This window comes from Rheinheimera sp. B2H12, assembly GCF_059620065.1.
Window position 1 is genome coordinate 811,064 of sequence record NZ_CM184363.1, and the last position, 21,507, is coordinate 832,570.

19 protein-coding genes are annotated in these 21,507 nt (G+C 51.7%); 11 read left to right on the forward strand and 8 right to left on the reverse strand.

Translation table 11 applies throughout. The features are described from left to right. The 4 genes from AC53GJ_RS03580 to AC53GJ_RS03595 form a co-directional block, all read right to left on the reverse strand. A complete protein-coding gene (locus AC53GJ_RS03580; RefSeq protein ID WP_496731169.1) occupies positions 1-816 on the reverse strand; it encodes a substrate-binding periplasmic protein in 816 nt (271 codons plus the stop codon). A 657-nt stretch (positions 817-1,473) separates the two neighbouring features. After that, positions 1,474-2,322: a bifunctional transcriptional activator/DNA repair enzyme AdaA gene (locus AC53GJ_RS03585; RefSeq protein WP_496731170.1), complete on the reverse strand. Its 849-nt coding sequence runs from the start codon at positions 2,320-2,322 to the stop codon at positions 1,474-1,476. A 54-nt stretch (positions 2,323-2,376) separates the two neighbouring features. Continuing rightward, a complete protein-coding gene (locus AC53GJ_RS03590; protein WP_496731171.1) occupies positions 2,377-3,168 on the reverse strand; it encodes an SDR family oxidoreductase in 792 nt (263 codons plus the stop codon). A gap of 164 nt (positions 3,169-3,332) precedes the next feature. Then, positions 3,333-4,031 carry a TIGR04211 family SH3 domain-containing protein gene (locus tag AC53GJ_RS03595; protein WP_496731172.1) on the reverse strand — a complete coding sequence of 233 codons (699 nt, stop codon included), beginning with the start codon at positions 4,029-4,031 and terminating at the stop codon, positions 3,333-3,335. A 149-nt stretch (positions 4,032-4,180) separates the two neighbouring features. On the opposite strand from AC53GJ_RS03595, the gene AC53GJ_RS03600 reads away from it, so the two are divergent. Together AC53GJ_RS03600 and glnE are read left to right on the forward strand one after the other, a co-directional pair. Further along, complete coding sequence (locus AC53GJ_RS03600; RefSeq protein WP_496731173.1) at positions 4,181-5,101, forward strand: CYTH domain-containing protein; 921 nt, start codon at positions 4,181-4,183, stop codon at positions 5,099-5,101. A 1-nt stretch (position 5,102) separates the two neighbouring features. Next, positions 5,103-7,949, forward strand: a complete 2,847-nt coding sequence (gene glnE, locus AC53GJ_RS03605) for a bifunctional [glutamate--ammonia ligase]-adenylyl-L-tyrosine phosphorylase/[glutamate--ammonia-ligase] adenylyltransferase (protein ID WP_496731174.1) — start codon at positions 5,103-5,105, stop codon at positions 7,947-7,949. Here the strand turns inward: glnE and AC53GJ_RS03610 are convergent. The 3 genes from AC53GJ_RS03610 to tolC form a co-directional block, all read right to left on the reverse strand. Then, positions 7,903-8,481, reverse strand: coding sequence for a TcpQ domain-containing protein (locus AC53GJ_RS03610; protein WP_496731175.1), 579 nt, complete (start codon positions 8,479-8,481; stop codon positions 7,903-7,905). The genes glnE and AC53GJ_RS03610 overlap by 47 nt on opposite strands. Before the next feature lie 142 nt (positions 8,482-8,623). Continuing rightward, a complete protein-coding gene (lpxL, locus tag AC53GJ_RS03615) occupies positions 8,624-9,547 on the reverse strand; it encodes an LpxL/LpxP family Kdo(2)-lipid IV(A) lauroyl/palmitoleoyl acyltransferase (protein WP_496731176.1) in 924 nt (307 codons plus the stop codon). A 107-nt stretch (positions 9,548-9,654) separates the two neighbouring features. Next, complete coding sequence (tolC, locus tag AC53GJ_RS03620; protein WP_496731177.1) at positions 9,655-10,956, reverse strand: outer membrane channel protein TolC; 1,302 nt, start codon at positions 10,954-10,956, stop codon at positions 9,655-9,657. 114 nt (positions 10,957-11,070) lie between these two features. On the opposite strand from tolC, the gene nudF reads away from it, so the two are divergent. The 7 genes from nudF (at position 11,071) to parC (ending at position 19,373) form a co-directional block, all read left to right on the forward strand. Beyond that, on the forward strand, positions 11,071-11,703 hold the full coding sequence (nudF, locus tag AC53GJ_RS03625) for an ADP-ribose diphosphatase (RefSeq protein WP_496731178.1): 633 nt from the start codon (positions 11,071-11,073) through the stop codon (positions 11,701-11,703). Positions 11,704-11,712: 9 nt separating this feature from the next. Further along, on the forward strand, positions 11,713-12,198 hold the full coding sequence (locus tag AC53GJ_RS03630) for a DUF1249 domain-containing protein (RefSeq protein WP_496731179.1): 486 nt from the start codon (positions 11,713-11,715) through the stop codon (positions 12,196-12,198). A 25-nt stretch (positions 12,199-12,223) separates the two neighbouring features. Then, positions 12,224-13,033, forward strand: coding sequence for a metallophosphoesterase (locus AC53GJ_RS03635; protein ID WP_496731180.1), 810 nt, complete (start codon positions 12,224-12,226; stop codon positions 13,031-13,033). 4 nt (positions 13,034-13,037) lie between these two features. Then, a complete protein-coding gene (locus AC53GJ_RS03640) occupies positions 13,038-13,616 on the forward strand; it encodes a YqiA/YcfP family alpha/beta fold hydrolase (RefSeq protein ID WP_496731181.1) in 579 nt (192 codons plus the stop codon). Positions 13,617-13,696: 80 nt separating this feature from the next. Next, positions 13,697-15,589 (forward strand): DNA topoisomerase IV subunit B, encoded by a 1,893-nt coding sequence (gene parE, locus AC53GJ_RS03645; RefSeq protein ID WP_496731182.1) that lies wholly within the window; start codon positions 13,697-13,699, stop codon positions 15,587-15,589. A gap of 33 nt (positions 15,590-15,622) precedes the next feature. Beyond that, on the forward strand, positions 15,623-17,092 hold the full coding sequence (locus AC53GJ_RS03650) for a tetratricopeptide repeat protein (protein ID WP_496731183.1): 1,470 nt from the start codon (positions 15,623-15,625) through the stop codon (positions 17,090-17,092). 25 nt (positions 17,093-17,117) lie between these two features. Then, positions 17,118-19,373, forward strand: a complete 2,256-nt coding sequence (gene parC, locus AC53GJ_RS03655; protein WP_496731184.1) for a DNA topoisomerase IV subunit A — start codon at positions 17,118-17,120, stop codon at positions 19,371-19,373. A 154-nt stretch (positions 19,374-19,527) separates the two neighbouring features. On the opposite strand, the gene AC53GJ_RS03660 is transcribed toward parC, so the two are convergent. Continuing rightward, on the reverse strand, positions 19,528-19,890 hold the full coding sequence (locus AC53GJ_RS03660) for a DUF4870 domain-containing protein (protein WP_496731185.1): 363 nt from the start codon (positions 19,888-19,890) through the stop codon (positions 19,528-19,530). A gap of 361 nt (positions 19,891-20,251) precedes the next feature. Between AC53GJ_RS03660 and AC53GJ_RS03665 the strand changes: the two genes are divergently transcribed. Then, the gene (locus AC53GJ_RS03665) at positions 20,252-20,998 is read left to right on the forward strand and encodes a 1-acylglycerol-3-phosphate O-acyltransferase (RefSeq protein ID WP_496731186.1); all 747 of its coding nucleotides are present in this window, start codon (positions 20,252-20,254) and stop codon (positions 20,996-20,998) included. Positions 20,999-21,002: 4 nt separating this feature from the next. Continuing rightward, a complete protein-coding gene (gene rraB, locus AC53GJ_RS03670; protein WP_496731187.1) occupies positions 21,003-21,371 on the forward strand; it encodes a ribonuclease E inhibitor RraB in 369 nt (122 codons plus the stop codon). Positions 21,372-21,507 lie beyond the last annotated feature (136 nt).

Sequence of the window (21,507 nt, forward strand, 5' to 3'; positions counted from 1 at the left end):
TTAAAAGGTCAGTAGCTGGCCCTCCAAGCGACATTGAATTTGTTCGTTATGCAGCAATCGCAGCTGCCATTGACTGGCGATGGCGGCCAAGGTGCCGTTTTGTTGTAATTGTTCTGCTGCTTGTTGCCAGCGCGCTACTTCAGCCGCTGGGGTTTGCCGTGACATCAGCAGCCAGACTTCTGAACTGTGAAGCTGCAGCGACTGCCGGTAAGCACTCAGGCTATGGCCCGCTTCCCGTGTCAGGTATTGCATGCCTTGTGGTTCAAACGCAATCGCATCCAGTCGGCCACTTTGCAGCCGGGCCAGATTTTGGGCGTGGCTGGCTGATGCTTGCAGATTGGTAAAACCTTGTGCCAGCAACCATTCTTCGCGGATATCACCCCGTACCACGCCAATGCTCGACAAAGCGCGGGCTTCATCCAGGCTACGGACCGGGTCTGGATCTGTGCTGCGCTGATACAAAATCCAGCTTTTGCGGGCCAGCGGCATAATCCAGTGATAGTTATTTTCCCGATCGATAGTGCGGGAAAAACCATAGAGTAATACCCTGGGCTGGCGATTGGCGGTCAATAAAGCCCGTGATTCCGGCATCAATTGGATCTGGGTCCGATCCTGCAACTGTCGTTGTAAAGCCCGGATCTGTTCTGTGGCATAACCGGTGAGTTGACCATGACTGTCGAGATAACTGGAAGGGGGTTCAATCACAGTGATGATTTGTAGTATCGGCGCAGCCGCCAACACAGTAAACGAGCCGCTACTGCCGATAGTGAACAGCAGATAAACCACAGCAATGCGGACAAAGTAGCGGGTCAGCATCTGGCAACTCCGTTTGCAGTCACAGCAACTAAACCTTGAGTTTAGTTGCTGTTAATGGAACTGCAACTATAGCCAGCAGTTGAAGTTGCGGCCTGAGCTGGGTGCGACTGATTATTGAAGATCAAAACTCTGCGCTGTGCGACCAACATAAATGGCCATCACACCTGCATCTGTGGCAGCTGCGAATTGATAGGCATTTTCTGCCAGTCCAGATCCAGCCAGCGCCGCGCCTATTTTTATCCCCAGCGCCAAAGACTGTGCGCCCTCAGTCTGTACTTGCAGGCGGCACACGCTGGTGCGGCAGTCGATATCCTGATATAGCAACGTACAGGTGCTGCGATGATAAATCGAAAGTTTCCTTCCGAAGATAGGCTGACAGTTGTATTGCTTAGATTGGTCGAAGCATGCACTCGCGGAAGTGCGGCGACAGCAAAAAACAAAAATGTAGTATAAATTGCGTTCAAGATAAATTTGTTCGTTATAACTCCGTGTAAATTATGTGAGTAAATATGCCAACAAGGCTTTGCAATAAAACCATCTGATTGAATCTTGTAATTGATATTTTATTGATTTTTTGAATATTTTTTGCTGACTGGAGCATAAGTGACTGATTACAGCTCTGACGTGTCACTGCACCCACTGTCAACAGCATCCAGTTCAAGGCAACCTGGCCATTTCCCAGCTTTGGATCACTTGCTTGCGCTGCTCACCCCAGTGATAACCGCCGGCTTCGCCATTGTGCCGGATCACGCGATGACAGGGGATCAACAAGGCCACCGGATTAGCGCCGACCGCCAGGCCAACAGCCCGGCTAGCGGCAGGCTGGCCGATGGCGCTGGCGATCTGGCTATAACTGGCTAACCCGGCGGCAGGGATCTGCAGCAAAGCCCGCCAGACACTGATCTGAAAATTGGTGCCAGTGACATACAAAGATAAGGGCCGCTCGCTGGATGGCGCTGCACTAAACAGCTGCTGACCCAGTGCCAGACAACTGGCAGGCTGATGGCTGAAACTGGCTTTGGGCCATTGTTGTTGCAGCACCTGTAGTTGTGGTAACTGCGCTGGCGTTGGCAGGGCCTGTTGCTCATCACTTAAAAACGCCAGGCTACAGATGCCCCGCGCCGTGCTGGCGATAAAGGCGGCACCAAAAGGCGTCGGGATCACGCCATAAGTCACCTCTAGCCCGGCACCTTGAAGCTTGTATTCACCCGGCGTCATGGCTTCGAGCTGAATAAAATGATCATAAAGCCGCGAGCCGCTGCTGAGGCCCACTTCATCTGCCACCGCTAATAATGGCCAGGATTGTTGTAACAACTGTTTGGCTTTTTCGACTGTCATCACCTGTAAAAACTGTTTTGGCGTGACGCCAGCCCAGCGACTAAATAGCCGCTGGAAATGGTAAGGGCTGAGGCCAAGATGCGCAGCGACTTCGGCCAGGCTGGGTTGTTCCGTCACCCGGCTACGAATAAACTCAATCGCACTGGCGATCCGTTGATAATCGGACATCAGACTGATTCCTCCTGGTCAGGGTCATTTTGTGTTATTGCAAGTGGTCAGCGGCTAACCACGATACACCGAGATACCGCCATCGGCCAGCAGCGCGCTGCCGGTGGTAAAGCTGGATGCATCTGATGCCAGATAAAGCGCTGAACGGGCAATTTCTTCCGGTTGCGCCAAACGTTTTAATGCATGCATTTGCTGCACAAACGCCAGACTGGCCGGATCCTGCGTCACACTCTGGCCCATCGGCGTATCTGTACCGCCGGGCAATAATGCATTAACCCGAATACCTTGTGGACCCACCTCGGCTGCCAGTGCCTTGGTCAGACCAATCAAGCCGGCTTTGCTGGCGGCATAAGCGGCCATCCCCGCCATTCCGGCGCTGTAACCGACAAAACTGGAGGTGAAAATCAGCGAGCCGCCGCCATTGGCTTGCATGGCCGGTAGTTGATATTTTGCCAGCAAAAAAGCGCTGGTCAGATTGCTGTGCAGGCAATGTTGCCAGTCGGCCAGTGTTAACTGCGGCAAAGGGGCTAGCGTGCCGAGGGTGCCGGCATTGTTAAAAGCAATATCCAGTTTGCCAAATTTGCCACACGCCAGTTCTGTCAGGGCGCAGGCATAAGTTTCGTCGGCGACATCACCAGCCAGTGCAATGGCTTGGCCGCCTTGCGCTTCAATGCGCTGTACCAGTTGTTGTAATTCGTGCTCACGGCGGGCCGCCAGTACCAGTTTGGCGCCCTCGGCGGCAAATAACAGCGCTGATGCATAACCAATACCAGAGCTGGCACCGGTAATAATTGCGACTTTGCCGTGCAATGCATGGCTGCTTTGTGGTGGGGTAGACTGTTGCATATGATGATCCTTTGCTATGAGATTGAGCAAAGTATCGTACTAAGGACTGTGGCAAGGCGACCCGGATCTTGCGGTCCGGCCAGTTGCAGTTGGACTGACGCTGGCTCAGGGGGGCCAGACGTCGGATCCAACTTGAAGATTATCCGTGCTGATGGTTAAAAATATTACATCCAGCGGTCTTTGCGGCGGCGATTTGGCATCAGCACCGGCAGTAATAAACCCAGCAGCAAACCGGCAGCTAAAATACCACCGCCGATAATCATTTTGTTTTTCGCCAGCGGCGGGTTTTCTGCCGCCAGTTGCCGGGTCAGGGCGGCCGTGGTTTGTTTGGCCAGTTCGCTGTCCTGTACCGCTTGGTCGCGGGCGGCTTCTGCGGCCGTCACTGCTTGTTGCAGTTGCTGCCGTTCCTGCTCAAACTGCGCCACGATCATTTCCTGTTGCCGTAACTGCTGTTTTAAACTTTCAGTGCTGGCTTTTGGACTGGCGCTATAGGTGATGTATTCACCGCTGAGCCAGCCTTCAGCCCCATCGGCATCCCGCACTTTAATAAAACCATTGGCCGGATTCTGGCCGATATAAGTGACATTTTCACCGGCGCGGACACTGGAAATGGTGCGATATTCATTGCCTGGGCCTGAACGCAGCGGGGTGCTCAGGCTATCAATGATAAAAGCAGGTTTTTCCTGTACTGTTGCTTTGTCGGCCGCACTGCTGGTGGCAGCCTGGGAGGCAGCAGTTGTTGCTTGCTGTGGGGTTGTTGTTGCAGCAGGGACCGTTTCCGGTGCTGTTTGCAACAGCGCAGCAGCAGGCAGGCTGAGGGTCAGGGCTGTGCCCAGCAGCACACAACGGGTCAAATCAGACATATAGTTTCCACATTCCGGCGAGTCACATTCATAATGTGCTGGATCATAGGGAGTTGTCCCGGCCTTGACAAGTAAAAACACTTGCTGCGACCTGACGGATATCCTATGTTGCCGTCATCTGAACGTATTGCGGCCAGGAGGCCTGAATCATGAGTCTGGAAGTTGAATTAAAATTAACCCTGACCGAAGCCCTGAGCCCGGCGTTGAACCGTCAGATTGAACAGGTTTTAACCGGCCTGGCTCAGCATTGCCAGCCCATGCCAGCCAGTCCCTTGCTCAATGCCTATTTTGACACCGCTCAGCAGTGGTTTCGCCAGCACGACAGTGGTCTACGCAGCCGGCTAAAGCAGGGGCGTTATGAGCAAACCATTAAACTGGCGGGACAGCAGCATGGTGGCGCCCATATCCGGCCTGAATATAATCTGCCCTGTGATTCGGTGGTGCCACAATTGCAGGCCTTTCCTGCTGAGATTTGGCCAGCGGGGACTGATATTGCCATGCTGCAACAGCAGTTACAGGAGTTATTTCGCACCGACTTTATCCGGCAGGGTTGGTTACTGACCCTGGCCGATGGCACTGTGGTGGAAGCAGTGCTGGATCAGGGCCAGGTGCTGGCGGCAGATCAGGTTGAAGCTATTCTGGAGCTGGAGCTGGAATTAGTGCAGGGCGATGCTGCGCAGTTATTTAGCCTGGCACAGCAACTGATCCGGCAGTTGCCGTTGCAGCTTGGCTTTCAATCCAAAGCAGAGCGTGGTTACCGGCTGGCACAACAACAGCCGTTACAATTACAACAGAGCAACGCGGATGCGCCGCTCAGTCAATTCTTGCGGGCTGTGCAGCAAAATCTGTGGCTGCAACAGCAAGGCAGTTCAGAGACAGCTCGCCAGGCCGCCACAGCGCTGCTACAACAGCAACAGTCATTATTACAGCTAAGCTTGGCGCAAAGTGCGGCTGAACCTCAGCTTGGTGCAGCCATGCCAGCACTTGCCAGCGCCAGTCAGACCGAGTTGGCGTCATGGTTATTACAATTGTCCTACTGGATGTATCTCCAAAGTCAGCAAGGAGGCTAACATGACGCAACTTCAGCTTGGCGGATTGCCAGCAGCCTTACAACAAGCTTTAACGTTGCAATGGCAACAATTGTGCGCTGCCATCCCGGCGCTGTCGCAGCTGGCTGCGCCAGCGCAGGCGCAATTGCAACAATTGCTGGCAGCCAGTCCTTTTGCCGGTCGGGTGTTACAGCAACAACCTGAGCTTTATGCGCAGTTGCTGACCCAGGATGCCAATCAAATCAGCACGGCCATCACACTGCCAGATACCCTGACTGAAGCGCAAGCCATGACTGCACTGCGAAAACAGCGTAATGCAGTGCTCTGTCAGTTGCTGGCAGCCGATGTCTGGCAACAACAAAGCATCATGCAGTCGCTGCTGCAAGTCTCATTACTGGCTGATGCGCTGATTAATGCCGCTTACCACTTTGCCTATCAGGAATTGGCGAAACAGTGGGGCCAGCCACTGGATACCAATGGTCAGCCGATGCCGTTGTTGATCCTGGGTATGGGCAAACTGGGTGGTCGTGAGCTAAATTTCTCTTCCGATATCGATTTAATTCTGGTGTATCCGCACAATGGCGACACCAGCGGTGGCCGGCGCAGCTGCGACAATCAGCAGTTTTATACCCGGCTGGGTCAGAAGCTGATTGCGCTGTTGCATCAGGTCACTGCGGATGGTTTTGCCTATCGGGTCGATATGCGGTTACGGCCTTTTGGCGACAGTGGGCCTTTGGTGCTGAGCTTTGCCGCCTTTGAAGATTATTACCAGGCACAAGGCCGGGACTGGGAGCGTTATGCCATGCTCAAAGCCCGCATTCTGAATCCGGTCAGCCCTTATGCCGAGGAATTACAGGCACTGCTGAAACCTTTTGTTTACCGCCGTTATATCGACTTTTCTGCTATTGAATCGCTGCGGCGGATGAAGCAACTGATTGAGCAGGAAAACCGCCGTCGCAACCGGGTTGATAATATTAAGCTTGGCGCCGGCGGCATCCGTGAAGTTGAATTTATTGTACAAACGTTGCAACTGATCCGCGGTGGCCGCATCCCACAATTACAACAACAATCTATTTTTGCGGCGTTGCAGGCGCTGGCGGATAACGACATTCTGACGCCAGCCCAGACCAGCCAGCTGCAACAGGATTATTTGCTGTTACGCCAGGCCGAGCAGTTGCTGCAAGGCATGGATGATCAACAAACTCAGACCTTGCCGCAAGATGAACTAAGCCGGGCCCGGTTAGTGCTGGCCTGTGGTGCCAGTGACTGGACTGCGTTAGTGACGCGGTTGCAACAAGCGATGCAGAGCGTCCACCAGCAGTTTAAACAGGTGATTGCCGCGCCGGATGAGCAGGCAGAAACGGATCTGCAGGTGACAGGCCGGATGTTATGGGACAGTGAACTGCCAGTCGCTGAACTGGCAGATGAAGTTGGCTGGCTCGGCGCCAGCGATGGCAGCCGCCTGATTGAGGTGTTGCGACAATTTAAACAGGATTGCCAGAAACGCAGTGTTGGCCCCAGAGGCCGGGATTTACTGGCGCGGCTGATGCCACAATTGTTACTGTTATTACAACAGGAACGGGCGGGCAGTGCAGTGCTGGAGCGGGTGCTGGCGGTATTCCGGCAGATTGTCAGCCGTACCGCTTATCTGGAGTTGTTATTTGAAAATCCGGCGGCTTTGTTACAACTGGTGAAACTCTGTGCGCGCAGTGGTTGGTTGTCAACGCATTTAGCCCGCTATCCGATGTTGCTGGATGAACTGATTGATCCTGAGCAGTTGTATCAGGTGGCGACCGTGACGGATTACCATGACCGGCTCAGGCTGCAGTTGCTAAGGGTACCCGAGGATGATCTGGAGCTGCTGATGGAAACGTTGCGCCAGTACAAACAGGCACAGCAGCTGAGGATCGCAGCAGCCGATATCAGCGGGATGTTACCCCTGATGAAAGTCAGTGATCATCTGACCTGGCTGGCGGAAGCGGTGATGGCAAAGGTGGTTGAGCTGGCCTGGCAACAAATGATTGAAAAATATGGTTATCCGGCCGGTTTAGCCGCAGGAGCGGCGAAAAATTTTGCGGTAGTGGCTTACGGTAAACTGGGTGGACTGGAACTGGGTTATGGCTCAGATCTGGATCTGGTGTTTTTGCATCAATGTGATTCGATGGCGGAAACCAGCGGCATTAAATCGATTGATTCAAGGCAATTTTACTTAAAACTGGTGCAACGGATTTTACACCTCTGTACCACTCGTACCGCCAGTGGCGTGTTGTATGACATTGACACCAGGTTGCGGCCGTCTGGTAATGCCGGTTTGCTGACGGTGCATATCGAAACCTATCGCGATTATTTGCTGCAGGATGCCTGGACCTGGGAGCATCAGGCGTTAGTGCGGACCCGGCTGATTTATGGCGATCCGGCCATTGCCCAGCGTTTTGACCAGATCCGTGCCGAAGTGCTGGCGCTGCCGCGTGACAAAAACACCCTAGGCCTTGAAGTACAGCAGATGCGTGACAAGTTACGCCAGCACCATGGTGTGGATTCAACCGAAGTGAAACACGCCAGCGGCGGGGTGGTTGATCTGGAATTTATCAGTCAATACCTGGTGTTGGCTTATGGCGGTCAACAGCCAGCTTTGTACCAGTACAGTGATAATATCCGTATCCTGGAGGCTGCCGCAGCCGTTGGCTTGATGCCAGCGTCGGAAGCGCAGGCTTTGCAGCAGGCTTATCAGGATTTACGCGGTATCAGCCATCGCCTGACGCTAGAACCCGCAGCAGAGACAGTGTTACCCGATGTGTCTGCTGCGATGTTACAGGTGCAGGCTAGCTGGCGGCAGGTTTTCGCGGTTTCGGCACCGGATCCGGATTGAGCCTCTGACAGCTCGACTGCACAAAGGCGTTGGTTTTATCGGTAACCACGGCTGCCCGTTCATTCGGGCAGAAATACACCAGAATTGGGCTTTCAAAATCCGGTGCTATGGCGGTGGCGATTTCTTTTAAGGTAGTCAGATAATCGCCTTCAGTATGAAAATAATGTTTGACGATATAATCCCGCGGCAGGGTCCACAGCAGTTCAACCCCTTCGGTATCGGCATAGGCGGTCATTTCGTCGCGGATTTTACTGCCAGGCTGAAACCGGCGTTGTAACGCTTTACCACGCCAGTTGGGTTCCAGCGGTGGGACTGTATTGGTGCGGTCCAGCAGGGTATTTTCTAGCTGACTGCTGGTGTCTTTTAGTTTGACAATAAACTCATCAGAGATATTGCCGGTGGAATCGAGTGAAAAACGGATTTGTTCATAGAAGTCGGTAAACTGCACAGCGGCATTTTTAGACGTTACCGCAATCTGTGGTGTTACCGTCTGAAATTTTTCCGGGAATAGCAGTAAGATAGCCGCCAGCATTATCAGAATCACTGCTGCTGCCAAATGTTTGACCCAAAACCACATAATGCCAGATCCCTTACTTGTCCCTTGCCGCCATACTAGTCAAAATCAGTCTGACTGCCAACTTTATTTCCGGGCAACAGCCCGAGCGCTTGCCGTGTTAATATAACGACGGTGCGTCCGGATCAGGCCGGGTTTTAAATCGGCGGTGCAGCCACATATATTGGGCCGGATGTTGTAGCACCGCTTGCTCTACCCACTGATTGACACGCTGACAATCGGCTTTGTCGTCACCGGACGGAAAATCTGTGAAGGCGGGCAATGCTTCAATCTGATAACCAGCATGATTTGGCAGGCTGCTGCTGTAAATCGGGATCACACTGCAATTGGCGGCATTGGCAAATAACAGCGTGCCAGTCGTAGTCGCGGTGTCAGTGACGGCGAAAAAGGGCACGAATTCAGCTCTGTTGCGGCCATAGTCCTGATCCGGCAGATAAAAACACACTTCACCCTGATTCAGCGCCTGGATCAGGCCTTTGACATCTCTTTTGCCAATCATGTATTTATTGCCACGGCTGCGGCCACGGTACATAAAAAATTCCATCACCGGATTATTGTGTGGCCGGTAAAAACCAACGCTCGGATGAGTAAAGCCAAAGACCCGACAAGCCGCTTCCAGATGCAGCATATGAGAAGCCAGCAACAGCACACCTTTGCCTTTGGCCAGTTCTGCTTCGATATGCTGGTAACCTTTAAAGTGGGCCAGGGGTTTAAAACGCCAGTCCGGCCACCACCAGGCGATAATCGTTTCCATCGCCGCACAACCGGTGTGCTGAAAATTTTGCCGCAGTAATTGCTGCCGCTCTGCGACTGATTTTTCCGGAAAACACAGTTCAAGGTTACGCGCTGCCACTTTGCGCCGTGATTTCAGCAGTTTCAGCATCAATACACCCAGGCCACGGCCCAGTGCCATCAGCACGCGGTAAGGCAGCCAACTAAGGAGATAGGCGATGGCCAGTGCCAGCCACAGCAACCAGAAACGCGGGTGTAACATTGACCATTGAAAGGGGGGGGCTTTAATCACAGCAGGTCCTCAAGTAACAAACCCGGGCATTGTAATGCAAATGAGCAGGCAAACCAGCAAAAAAAAGGTCTGGCCAGTGGCCAGACCTGATGCAGCAGAGCAGGTGGTTAAGCGCTCAGGGAGCGGTTAATTAATGCCAGATCTTCTTCAGTCAGGGTTCCGGCGGCTTGTTTTAACTGCAGCACTGCCAGAATGTAGTCATAACGGGCTTTAGTCAGGTTACGACGGGCGTTAAACAGGTTTTGTGTACTGATCAGGACGTCTACGATAGTCCGGGTGCCGACTTCAAAACCAGCTTCAGTGGCTTTTAATGCACTTTCGGCTGAAATCACCGCTTGCTCTAACGCTTTAATCCCGGCGATGTTGGCACCAACGGTATTATAGAAACTACGAGTTTGGCGCAGTACTGAGCGATGGCCTAATTCCAGATCTTCACTGGCGGCGACATAGTTAGCGCGTTGCACATCCTGATTGGCGCTGGTGGCACCACCTGAGTACAGCGGCACTGTCAGCGTCAGACCTACCGAGTCGGTATCGCTTTGCAAAGTGTCGCTGCTGTCACTCAGGGTCTTGCGGGCGTTTAAACCAAGGGTTGGATAATGGCCGGCATCGGCAATATCAATATTATTCTGCGCGATTTCTACCGCCAGTTTGCGCACCTTTAAATCCAGGTTGTTTTCTTCAGCCAGCGCCACCCAATCTATCGCATTGGCAGGTTGTGGGGCTGTCGCTTTAAACACTGTGGTATTGAGTGGTGACAATTGTGAATGGTATTCGCCGGTAATTTCCTGCAGTGCTTCTTTGGCATTTTCCAGCGCGTTGATGGCAGCAATTTCCCGCGCGACCACGCTGTCGTACTGCGCCTGCGCTTCATGCACATCGGTAATGGCGGTTAAACCGACGGCAAAACGTTGTTTGGTTTGTTCGAGCTGGCGTTCAACCGCGCGTTTTTCTGCCACCACAAAGGTTAAATCATCATTGGCGCTCAATACATTAAAATAGGTCTGCGCTACCCGGACAATCAACCCCTGAATAGTGGCGTTATAATTGGTCTGATTTTGTAACGCCTGTTTTTCTGCGGTGGATAATTTGGACCAGTCTGACCAGTCAAAAATAGTTTGTTGCAGGTTAATTGTGTTGGAATAGCTGGTACCAAAGCTACCGGTCGCCTGGCTGGTGCTGGTGCGGTCTTTGTCAATTTTTGAAGTGAGACTGATATTCGGTAAAAAACTGGCTTTGCTGATATCAATCGCGGCATTGCTGGCATCACGCTGCGCGGCAGCTCTTAACACTTGCGGATCTTTTTTCAGCGCTAATTGGTAAATATTTTGTAAGTTTTCAGCGCTGGCTTGCAGACTGAACAAACCGATTGCAGCGCAAATCAGTGTATTTAATAAATTTTTCTTCATGACCCAATCCTATGGATAAACAAATTGACCGAATAATATCGTGTTAGCGTACACTAAGTCACAATAATTGCGTAAAAGTTATACCGCGAAGTGTAACAGAATGTGAGTTCGAATATGTCTGAAATCAAGGGGATCCAGTATCCCAGCTTTTATCCGGCGGATTTGCAAATCCTCGACCAACGCACAGTTTTTCAGGGTTTTTTTCGGATTAATGAATACAAAATCCGCCATCGGTTATTTAATGGTGGCTGGAGTGAAGTCGTCAGCCGTGAAATGTTTGAACGCGGTCATGCGGTGGTGGTGTTGCCTTATGATGTTGCGAGTGATCAGTTGGTGCTGGTGGAACAAATCCGGTTAGGGGCCGCTGCGACCAGCAGTACCCCCTGGTTGTTAGAAGCGGTGGCCGGCATGGTCGGCGCCGGTGAAAATGTCGAAGAGGTAGCCAGACGGGAAGCCCTGGAAGAAGCGGGTTTAACCTTAGGCCGGTTACAGCCGATGCTGAGTTATTTATCCAGCCCAGGTGGCACCACTGAGCGGATCCATCTGTTGTTAGGTGAATTAATAGCGCCGGTACAAACCGGGGTTTTTGGTCTGGCCGAGGAGCATGAGGATATCAAAGTGCATCTGCTCAGCCGCACTGAGGCGATGCAACTGCTGGCGGCAGGAAAAATTGATAATGCCGCCACTGTGATTGCACTACAATGGTTGGAATTGCATGGTGCCACAGTCCGCGCCGCCTGGAAGTAAGGAGTAGCCATGACGTTGTTGGCGAAAAAACGCAGTTATCAGCCTTATGTACCGGACTTCCTGTCGTTGTGCGAGAGGAATTATGCCCAGTTGCGCCATTTATTGCCGCTGTCGGCCCATCGCAATGGCAGTAGTCGTTTTATCTCGACGCCGCCAAGCACAGTGGACAGCCAGTTGATCCAGATTAATCCCGAGGAAGGCTACCGCATCCGTTTGTTGGAGCTGTGCAAATTCACCACCACCATCAAAATTGAACATGTCAGTCAAACCGCACTTGGCTGGCTCAGACCGCAATTTGAAGTGCGGTTGTATCATGATGCCAGGCTGGCGGAAGTGATTTCCTGTCAGCAAATGCGCCGCTTTAAAGCAGTGTACGATTACCCCAACCTGGAAATGATGCAACCGGATGAAAAACGGCAAATTAATATGTTATTGCGCGACTGGCTGATGTTATGCCAGCGCCAAGGTTATCATAGTGTGGAAAGCCTGAGTTAAAGTCAGTGGCTGTCCTGCCGTCGGCATGGAGTTTAATACTGTGCGTTATCAATTGCCGGCCAAAGCCGGATATCGCTTGTTACAACTGAGTGACTGTCATTTGCTGGCAAGTAGCGATGGGGTCTATCAGCAAATCCAACCTTGGAGGCATCTGAAACAGCTATTGCAGCAGTTGCAGTCAGAGCAGTTTGATGCGGTGATCTTAACTGGTGATTTAACCCAGGATCATAGCCTGGCGTCTTATCAACAGCTGGCTGCGTTATTTGCCGACTGGTCGGGACCTGTGTTGTATCTGTCTGGTAACCATGATGAGCCCGCACTGATGGCGCAGGCTTTTGCTGCCGCGCCTTTTGTGGCTGCCACTGAATTATGCTCTGAACACTGGCGCTGGTTGTTACTCAACACCAAAGGCGAAACCCCGGCTGGTTATTTTCCGGCTGAGCGCTGCGCTGCGTTGGCGCAACAACTCGGCAGCGATACCAGGCCGGTTTGGTTGTTTTGTCATCATCAACCGCTGCCGATTGGCGCCAGTATCGATGGACATGGCCTGCAGCAACCTGAGCTGTTGCTGAGCACCCTGGCACGTTTTCCGCTGGTTCAAGGACTAGCGCATGGGCATTGTCATTATCATTACCAGCGTCGTTATGCTTATCCGCAGCAACAGGGCAGTTTGCAGTTGGTGGGGTGCCCGGCCACCTCGGTGCAGTTTTGTCTGACGCCGGACTGGCAAACTGAAGATCAAGGGCCACAAGGCCTGATTTGGCATTTTTCAGCCAATGCCGAAGTGAGCTGGCAACCAGTCGCCTTGTCGACTCCGTTAAACTTTCAGGAGTAGTCGTTTGTCTGAATCGAAATTAGTGTTGTATTTACATGGTTTTGCCAGTTCTTCCCGTTCGGAAAAAGCCTTACTGACGGCTGATTATTTCCAGCAGCATCTGCCGCAGCATCAGCTGTTACTGCCGGATTTACCTTATACCCCAGCCGAAGCTGTGGCTGCGATTGAACAGACACTGGCAGGTCGCAGACCGGATGCCGTGATTGGCAGTTCCTTAGGTGGTTTTCTGGCGACCCGGCTGGCACTGCAACATCAGTGTCAGGCGGCGCTGATTAATCCGGCGGTGCAGCCGCATTTATTGCTGGCAAAACATCTGGGCTGTTATCAGCATCCGGTGTTGCAACAGCAGTATCAGGTAAGGGCTGAACATTTGCCGGTGTTGGCTGCTTTAGCACCACCGCAACCGGTTGCGCCCACCCACATCAAAGTGTTTTTACAAAGCGCGGATGAAGTGCTGGATTACCGTGATGCGGTTAATTTTTATCAATATTGTCAGTTAGATGTACAAGAAGGCGGCGATCACAGCTATCAGGGCTATGCCAACAGGCTGCCGGATATTGTCAAATTCTGCCAATTAGCGTAAAACACTGGTGATCAATACAGTGACTTTGCACCGGTACGCTTCAGCGTAGCCGGATTGCCCATAGCACCCAGAGTAAAACCATGACTGAACAACTTTATAATGCCGATTCGATTGAGGTACTGACCGGGCTTGAACCTGTACAGCGCCGTCCCGGAATGTATACCGATACCACCCGTCCTAACCATATGGGGCAGGAAGTCATCGATAACAGCGTCGATGAAGCATTGGCCGGTCATGCTGATCAAATCCAGGTGATATTGCATACCGATCATTCACTGGAAGTGATCGACAATGGCCGTGGCATGCCGGTGGATATCCACCCGGAAGAAGGCGTCAGCGGGGTCGAACTGATTTTATGCCGCTTACATGCCGGCGGTAAATTTTCCAATAAAAACTATCAATTTTCCGGTGGTTTACACGGCGTTGGTATTTCAGTGGTGAATGCCTTATCCACCCGGGTGGAAGTGGCGGTTCGTCGCGATGGCCAGGTCTATGAAATGGCGTTTGAGCACGGTTTTAAAGTCAGTGAACTCAGTGTCACCGGCACCGTCGGCAAACGCAATACCGGCACCCGCGTGCGGTTCTGGCCTGATCCGAAGTATTTTGATTCCAATAAGTTCTCAGTCAGCCGTTTGTTGCATGTGCTGAAAGCCAAAGCCGTGTTATGCCCGGGTCTGACGGTGAAGTTTGAGGATAAAGTCAACGAACAGAGCTACAGCTGGTGTTATATCGCCGGTATTCGCGACTATTTAATTGATGCGGTCAAGGAGATGACGGCACTGCCGGAAACACCATTTACCGGTAATTTCGCTGCCAGTCATGAAGCGGTGGAATGGGCGGTACTGTGGTTGCCCGATGGCGGCGAATTAGTGACTGAAAGTTACGTTAATTTGATCCCAACAGCGCAGGGCGGCACCCATACCAATGGGTTGCGCCAGGGTTTGCTGGACGCACTGCGCGAGTTTTGTGAATTCCGTAATTTATTGCCACGCGGCATTAAGCTGACGCCAGAGGATGTCTGGGATCGCTGTAGTTATATTCTGTCTTTAAAGATGCAGGAACCGCAGTTTGCCGGTCAGACCAAAGAACGGTTATCCAGCCGGCAGGCGGCCAGCTTTGTCAGCGGGGTGGTGAAAGATAGTTTTAGTCTGTGGCTGAACGAGCATACCGAAATCGCCGAAATGCTGGCGGAATTCTGTATTAACAATGCACAAAAACGGTTAAAAGCTGCGAAGAAAATAGTCCGGAAAAAAGTCACGGCAGGGCCAGCCTTGCCGGGGAAACTGGCGGATTGTAGTGGCGCCGATGTCAGCCGTTCAGAACTATTTCTGGTGGAAGGGGATTCGGCTGGTGGTTCGGCCAAACAAGCGCGCGATCGTGAATTTCAGGCCGTGATGCCACTGCGTGGTAAAATTCTCAATACCTGGGAAGTTGAATCGGAACAAATCCTGGCGTCGCAAGAAGTACATGATATTTCGGTGGCGATTGGGATGGATCCAAATTCCGCCGATTTAACTCAGTTGCGCTATGGCAAAATCTGTATTCTGGCCGATGCCGATTCGGATGGTTTGCATATCGCTACCTTGTTGTGTGCGCTCTTTATGCAGCATTTCCGCGCGCTGGTGGATGCTGGGCATGTGTTTGTGGCGATGCCACCGCTGTATCGGATTGATATCGGCAAAGATGTGTATTATGCCCTTGATGAAGAAGAGAAAAACGGTATTCTGGATCGGCTGGAGGCCGAGAAAAAACGTGGCAAAATTAATGTGCAGCGCTTTAAAGGTCTGGGTGAAATGAATCCATTGCAGTTGCGCGAAACCACCATGGATCCGAATAGCCGCCGGCTGGTGCAACTGACCATTGATGATGCCAAACAAACCATCGAAATGATGGATATGCTGCTGGCGAAAAAACGTGCTTCGGACCGGCGTGAATGGCTGGAGCAAAAAGGCGATCGGGCCATTATTGCCTGATCTTGGCTCACCTGATTACTGCACAGAAGGGACATGGAATTGGCAAAAGCCCGGATAGTATCGGCCTTGTTCTGCACTTTGTTGCTGGTCAGCAAGCCATTGCTGGCTGACAGTCAAACTTCGGCTGTGGCGGCAACTAGTTCTGATGCAGCATCCGACCTCGCTGCTACTACTGTGACCACTCAGGTGTTGCCAGAATGGTTATTGCAGATTAAACGCAGTAAATATCAGCAGCCGGAAGCGATGTTACAGCTCGCCAAGCAGCATGAAGCTGAATATGGCCGCTGGCCGGTGGATATTCAAGCGCATTGGCTGAATGAATTAGCTGCGATTTATGAAGTGCTGGGCCGGCACCGCGAGCAATTGGCTGTGGCAGAACGGGGTCTGGCACTGCTGGGTAATCAGCCTGAGCCGGTGCGGGTTGAGCTGTTGTACAGCATGGGTTTCGCGCTGGAGATGCAGCAGGAATATGGCGTTGCGGATGACTATTATGAAAAAGGCATGGCGCTGGCAACCCAGCTGAATAACGAAAAACTGATGATTGAAGGCCTGACCAACCTGGCGGCGATGCGGGCGGAAGAAAGCGAAGATCCCAAAGCGCTGGATATGCTGAAACAAGCCTATGACAGAGCACTGAAATTGCAGGACAAAGAAACGCTGGCGCTGGTACAGGCTGAACTCGGCATGATGTATGCCCAGCTTGGGGTTGACGACGAAGCCCGACAGTTTTTGGAAGCTTCTTATCAAATTCTCGACGAATTAGGCTGGGTGAAAAGTAAATTATCCGTCTGGTACAATCTGGCATCGATTTATCAGTATTTGCAAAAACCAGCACAGGCATTGCAGATTTATGACGAAATGCTGAAAATTAGTCTGACGCAGGAAGACCCGGTCAGTCTGTATTTTTCTTATCTGGGACTGGCGCGCGCCAGTCAGGATGTCAAACGGCTGGATGCAGCCCTGGCCTATATCGAAAAAGCTGAGCAATATTTGCCGCATCTGCAGTCGACCTTTCAGATTGGTGAACACCATTTTACCAAGGCCCGGATTTATCGCAGTTTAGGCCAGACCAATCTGGCGATGCAGCAGGTGGATTTGGCATCGGCGCAACTGGATAACAGCAGTAATACCTCTGATAAGTTTTTTGCGCTGTATTTTGAAGAACTAAGGTCGCGTCTGTATGCCGATACCGGCGATTACGAAAAAGCCTATCGGACGCTGAATAAATTTGTGCAGTCTTATATCCAGTTGCAAGATGATAAACGCGACCTGGATGTGCAGAAACTGCGGCTGAGTTTTGATGCCGAACGGCAACAAGCCCGCAATGAATTACTACAAAAAGACAATGAGTTACAAGCGCTGCGTCTGCAGGAAATTGAGCATAACCGCCATATGCAGTGGTTATGGATCGGTTTGTTTGCCGGGACTTCGCTGATTTTATCTTTTTTACTGTTATGGCAATGGCGTCGCCGCCGTGCTTTGCAGCGATCTGCTGCCGCCTGAACACTGAGCTTTGCTGGAACCTGAAATGACTGAAATTATCTTGTCCCAAGACGGGGTGGAACAACTACCACTGCGGCGTTTTACTGAAGACGCTTACCTGAATTATTCGATGTACGTCATTATGGACCGGGCTTTGCCACATATTGGTGATGGCCTGAAACCGGTGCAGCGCCGGATTATTTACGCCATGTCGGAACTGGGCTTATCCCATCTGGCCAAGTTTAAAAAATCTGCCCGTACCGTCGGTGACGTGCTGGGTAAATTTCACCCGCATGGCGATAGCGCCTGTTATGAAGCCATGGTGTTGATGGCGCAACCGTTTTCATACCGTTACCCGCTGGTCGACGGCCAGGGCAACTGGGGGGCGCCGGATGATCCAAAATCATTCGCCGCCATGCGGTATACCGAAGCGAAGTTATCCCGTTTCAGCGAATTACTGTTAAGCGAGCTGGGGCAGGGCACTGTCGATTGGGTGCCGAATTTTGATGGCACGCTAGATGAACCTAAAGTGTTACCAGCGCGATTGCCGCATATTTTGCTGAACGGTATCACAGGGATAGCCGTCGGTATGGCCACCGATATTCCGCCGCATAACGTGCGGGAAATTGCCGCTGCGGCTTGTCATTTACTGGATCATCCAACGGCGTCAGTACCGGATTTATTGCAATTTGTGCAAGGGCCGGATTATCCGACTGATGCCGAAATTATCACGCCACGGCATGAACTGCAGAGCATTTATGAAACCGGCCGTGGCTCGGTGCGGATGCGGGCCATTTATACCCAGGAAGATGGTGATATCGTCATCACCGCACTGCCGCACCAGACCTCAGGCTCTAAGGTGCTGGAACAAATCGCGGCGCAGATGAATGCGAAAAAACTGCCGATGGTGTCCGATTTACGCGATGAATCGGATCATGAAAGCCCGACCCGGATTGTGATAGTGCCGCGCTCGAACCGGATTGATGTCGAGCAACTGATGCAGCATCTGTTTGCCACCACAGATTTGGAAAAATCCTATCGGGTGAATCTGAATATCCTTGGGCTGGATCAGCGACCACGGGTGAAAAACCTGCTGGAAATTCTGTCTGAGTGGCTGGTGTTCCGTCGGGATACCGTGCGGCGGCGTTTGCAGTACCGGCTGGATAAAGTGCTGGACCGCATCCATGTGCTGGAAGGTTTGCTGATTGCGTTTTTGAATATCGATGAAGTGATCCGCATCATCCGGGAAAACGATGAACCTAAGCCAGTGCTGATGGCGCATTTTGGCATTACGGAGCGCCAGGCCGAAGCCATCCTGGAACTGAAGTTACGTCATTTAGCTAAGCTCGAAGAAATGAAAATCCGTGGTGAACTGGCGGACTTAGCCAAAGAGCGGGATCATTTACAAGGCATTTTAGGTTCTGAGAAAAAGCTGACTAAGCTGATCCGGGATGAACTCAACGCTGATGCGCAAAAATACGGCGACAACAGACGCAGCCCGCTGGTGTCACGTGGTGAAGCCAAAGCGCTGAGTGAAAAAGAATTATTGCCAAGCGAAGCTGTGACTGTAGTGTTGTCAGAAAAAGGCTGGGTCCGTTGTGCCAAGGGCCATGATGTCGACGGCAACAGCTTGCAGTACAAAGCCGGCGACGGTTATAAGTCATCTGCTATTGGCCGCAGTAACCAATATGCTGCTTTTATTGACAGTAGCGGTCGCTGTTTTGCCGCCGAAGCGCATGAATTGCCATCGGCACGCGGTCAGGGTGAACCGCTGACCGGGCGTTTTGCGCTGGTGGCGGGTGAAAGTTTTGAACATGTGTTGATGGCCGATGACAGTCAGCAATTATTATTAGCCTGCGATGCTGGTTATGGTTTTGTCACCAGCTTTGCTGACCTTATCAGCCGCAATAAAGCTGGTAAAGCCTTGTTGTCACTACCAACCGGTGCCAAAGTGCTGACGCCATTGCCGATCAAACAGCCGGAAACCGATCAGGTGGTTGCCATTTCCAACGAAGGCCGGATGCTGGTATTCCCTATTGCTGAGCTGCCGAAACTCAGCAAAGGCAAAGGCAATAAAATCATTAGTATTCCATCAGCCCGCGCCGCTTCGCGCGAGGAATATATCAAGTTGCTGGCGGTGGTGCCGGCTGATTCTGGTATTACGCTGGTGGCCGGGAAACGCAAAATGACGATTAAAGCGGCCGATCTGGCGCATTATGTTGGCGAGCGTGGCCGTCGCGGCAATAAGTTACCCCGCGGCTTGCAGCGGATTGATGAATTGCTGGTCGGTGAAGTGGAATAAGGCTCAGAGCTGTGGCACGCTCTGGACAAGTACCACTCAGATCCGCAGCATTAAAACGAGCTGGCGACTTGAGGTCGTGACAGTCGCAAGCTGTGTCATGCGCTGCTGGTCTGGGCCAGCGCATGACCAGCCGATGAGCAAGTCAATGAATGTTCTATTTCAGAAACTTAATGCTCAAGGGGTAGACCCAGATTTGCCCTTGATTCGCTTTGAGGGCCGCGACAATAGCAAAGATGAAATTAAGTAGCGCAAGAATAATCAAACCCAAGGCGCCGACAAGGATGAAGGTTAACACCGCACAAATGATCGAGTAAATGAATAGGCTGATCAGCCAATTGATGGTCACTTTGCCATGGGTGTCGATGAGTTCGTTTTTGTCTTTATTGGCAACCCACATCACAATCGGCATGATCAGACCTAAACCAGGAATGACAATGCTGGTTAGCTGGCTTAAATGTATCAGCATGCAATAGGTTTTTAACGGCATTCCCCAATATTCTTGTTTATTTAGGTCCATTTAATTCTCCGGTTAAAGCATCAAACACAACTGTCGCCCCAATGGCGGTCGAGCTAAGGGTCCATCGGACAGCTGCGGCGAAGTTGCAACTATTGCTGCGCGCCGGGCCAACAGATGAATTTGTGAGGTACAAATCCTGCGCAGATAGCTCACCGTTAATGCTATTGCATTCGTACAGTAAACGATAACCTTGAGTGAATGGCAAGGCTAAAATCGTGTAAAGCTTTTTGGTACAGCAGCAGAGCGGCCAGCGCTGAGTACGGCTATATTCAAGGCTAGAACCCATCAGCACAGATCAAACCAGCCACCGGACAATAATCCGCTATAATAGGCGGCTTTTTTCTGTGCTGAGGTTGTGCCTGTGCTTGCTGTGATCCGTTTAGTGTTACTGGTGTTGTTTATTGTGCTGGCGTCCAGCCTGGGTTTGTTGATTTGCCTGGTAAGGCCTTTTCATCCGCATAATGTCGGGTTGTTTTCATCCTGGTATGGCAAAGCCAGCTGGTTATTTGGCGTGGAAGTGGAAATTCGCCGGCCGCCAAGCGTCGCGGCGGCGATGCCTTGTGTTTTTGTCGCCAACCATCAGAACAACTATGACTTGTTTACCATCAGCGGTGCTTTAATGAAAGGCACCGTCACTATTGGCAAAAAGAGTCTTAAATTTATTCCGTTTTTCGGTCAGTTGTATTGGCTCAGTGGCAATATCCTGATTGACCGCGACAATAAAAGCCGCGCCGTCGGCACTATGCAAGGCGCGGTTGAGCGCATCAATAAAGATAAAGTCTCGGTCTGGGTGTTTCCGGAAGGGACCCGTAGTTATGGCCGTGGTTTACTGCCGTTTAAAACCGGCGCTTTTCATATCGCCCAGCAGGCTGGGGTGCCGATAGTGCCGATTTGTATGAGTCAGACCCATGGCAAAATTAAACTGAATCGCTGGAATAACGGCAAAATTATTATCGAATTTCTGCAGCCACTGCTGCCGGAAGACTTCGCCGTGCCGGCGCGGGAAGCGGCGCAACAAGTGCGTACTTTAATGGCAGAAAAAATTGCCGCGCTTGATAGCGAGTTAGCGAGCGATTACACTGCGCCTACCACCACAGTTGCAGGATAACCTTATGGAAAACTGGCAGGAATTTACCAACGACACCATCAGCGCTTTGCTCGAAGACGGTAGCGATCCGGATGCGGAATATACCATTGAGCATCACTTTTACGATGTTGACTTTAACAAGCTGGAAAAAGTAGCGGTTGAAGTGTTTAAGCTCGGTTTTGAAGTGACAGATGCCGAAGAAGTTGAATTTGAAGATGGCGGCAGTGCCTGGGTATTTGATGCCATTCGTGAGCAATCACTGGATGCTGACAGTATTACGGCGGATGCGATTAAGCTCGAAACGCTGGCGCGCAAATTCGACGTTGAATACGACGGCTGGGGCACCTACTTTGAAGGTGAAGACGACGAATTTGACGAAGACGACGAAGAGTAATTTGAATAAAACCCGGTGCGCCGGGTTTTGTTATTTTTAGCCTGCCTTTCATGGCATCCAAGCCACCACTGACCTGATCTGTCATTATTTTGTCGACAAGCTGCATTACAATGTCCGCTTTGCCAGGCAGGATCAA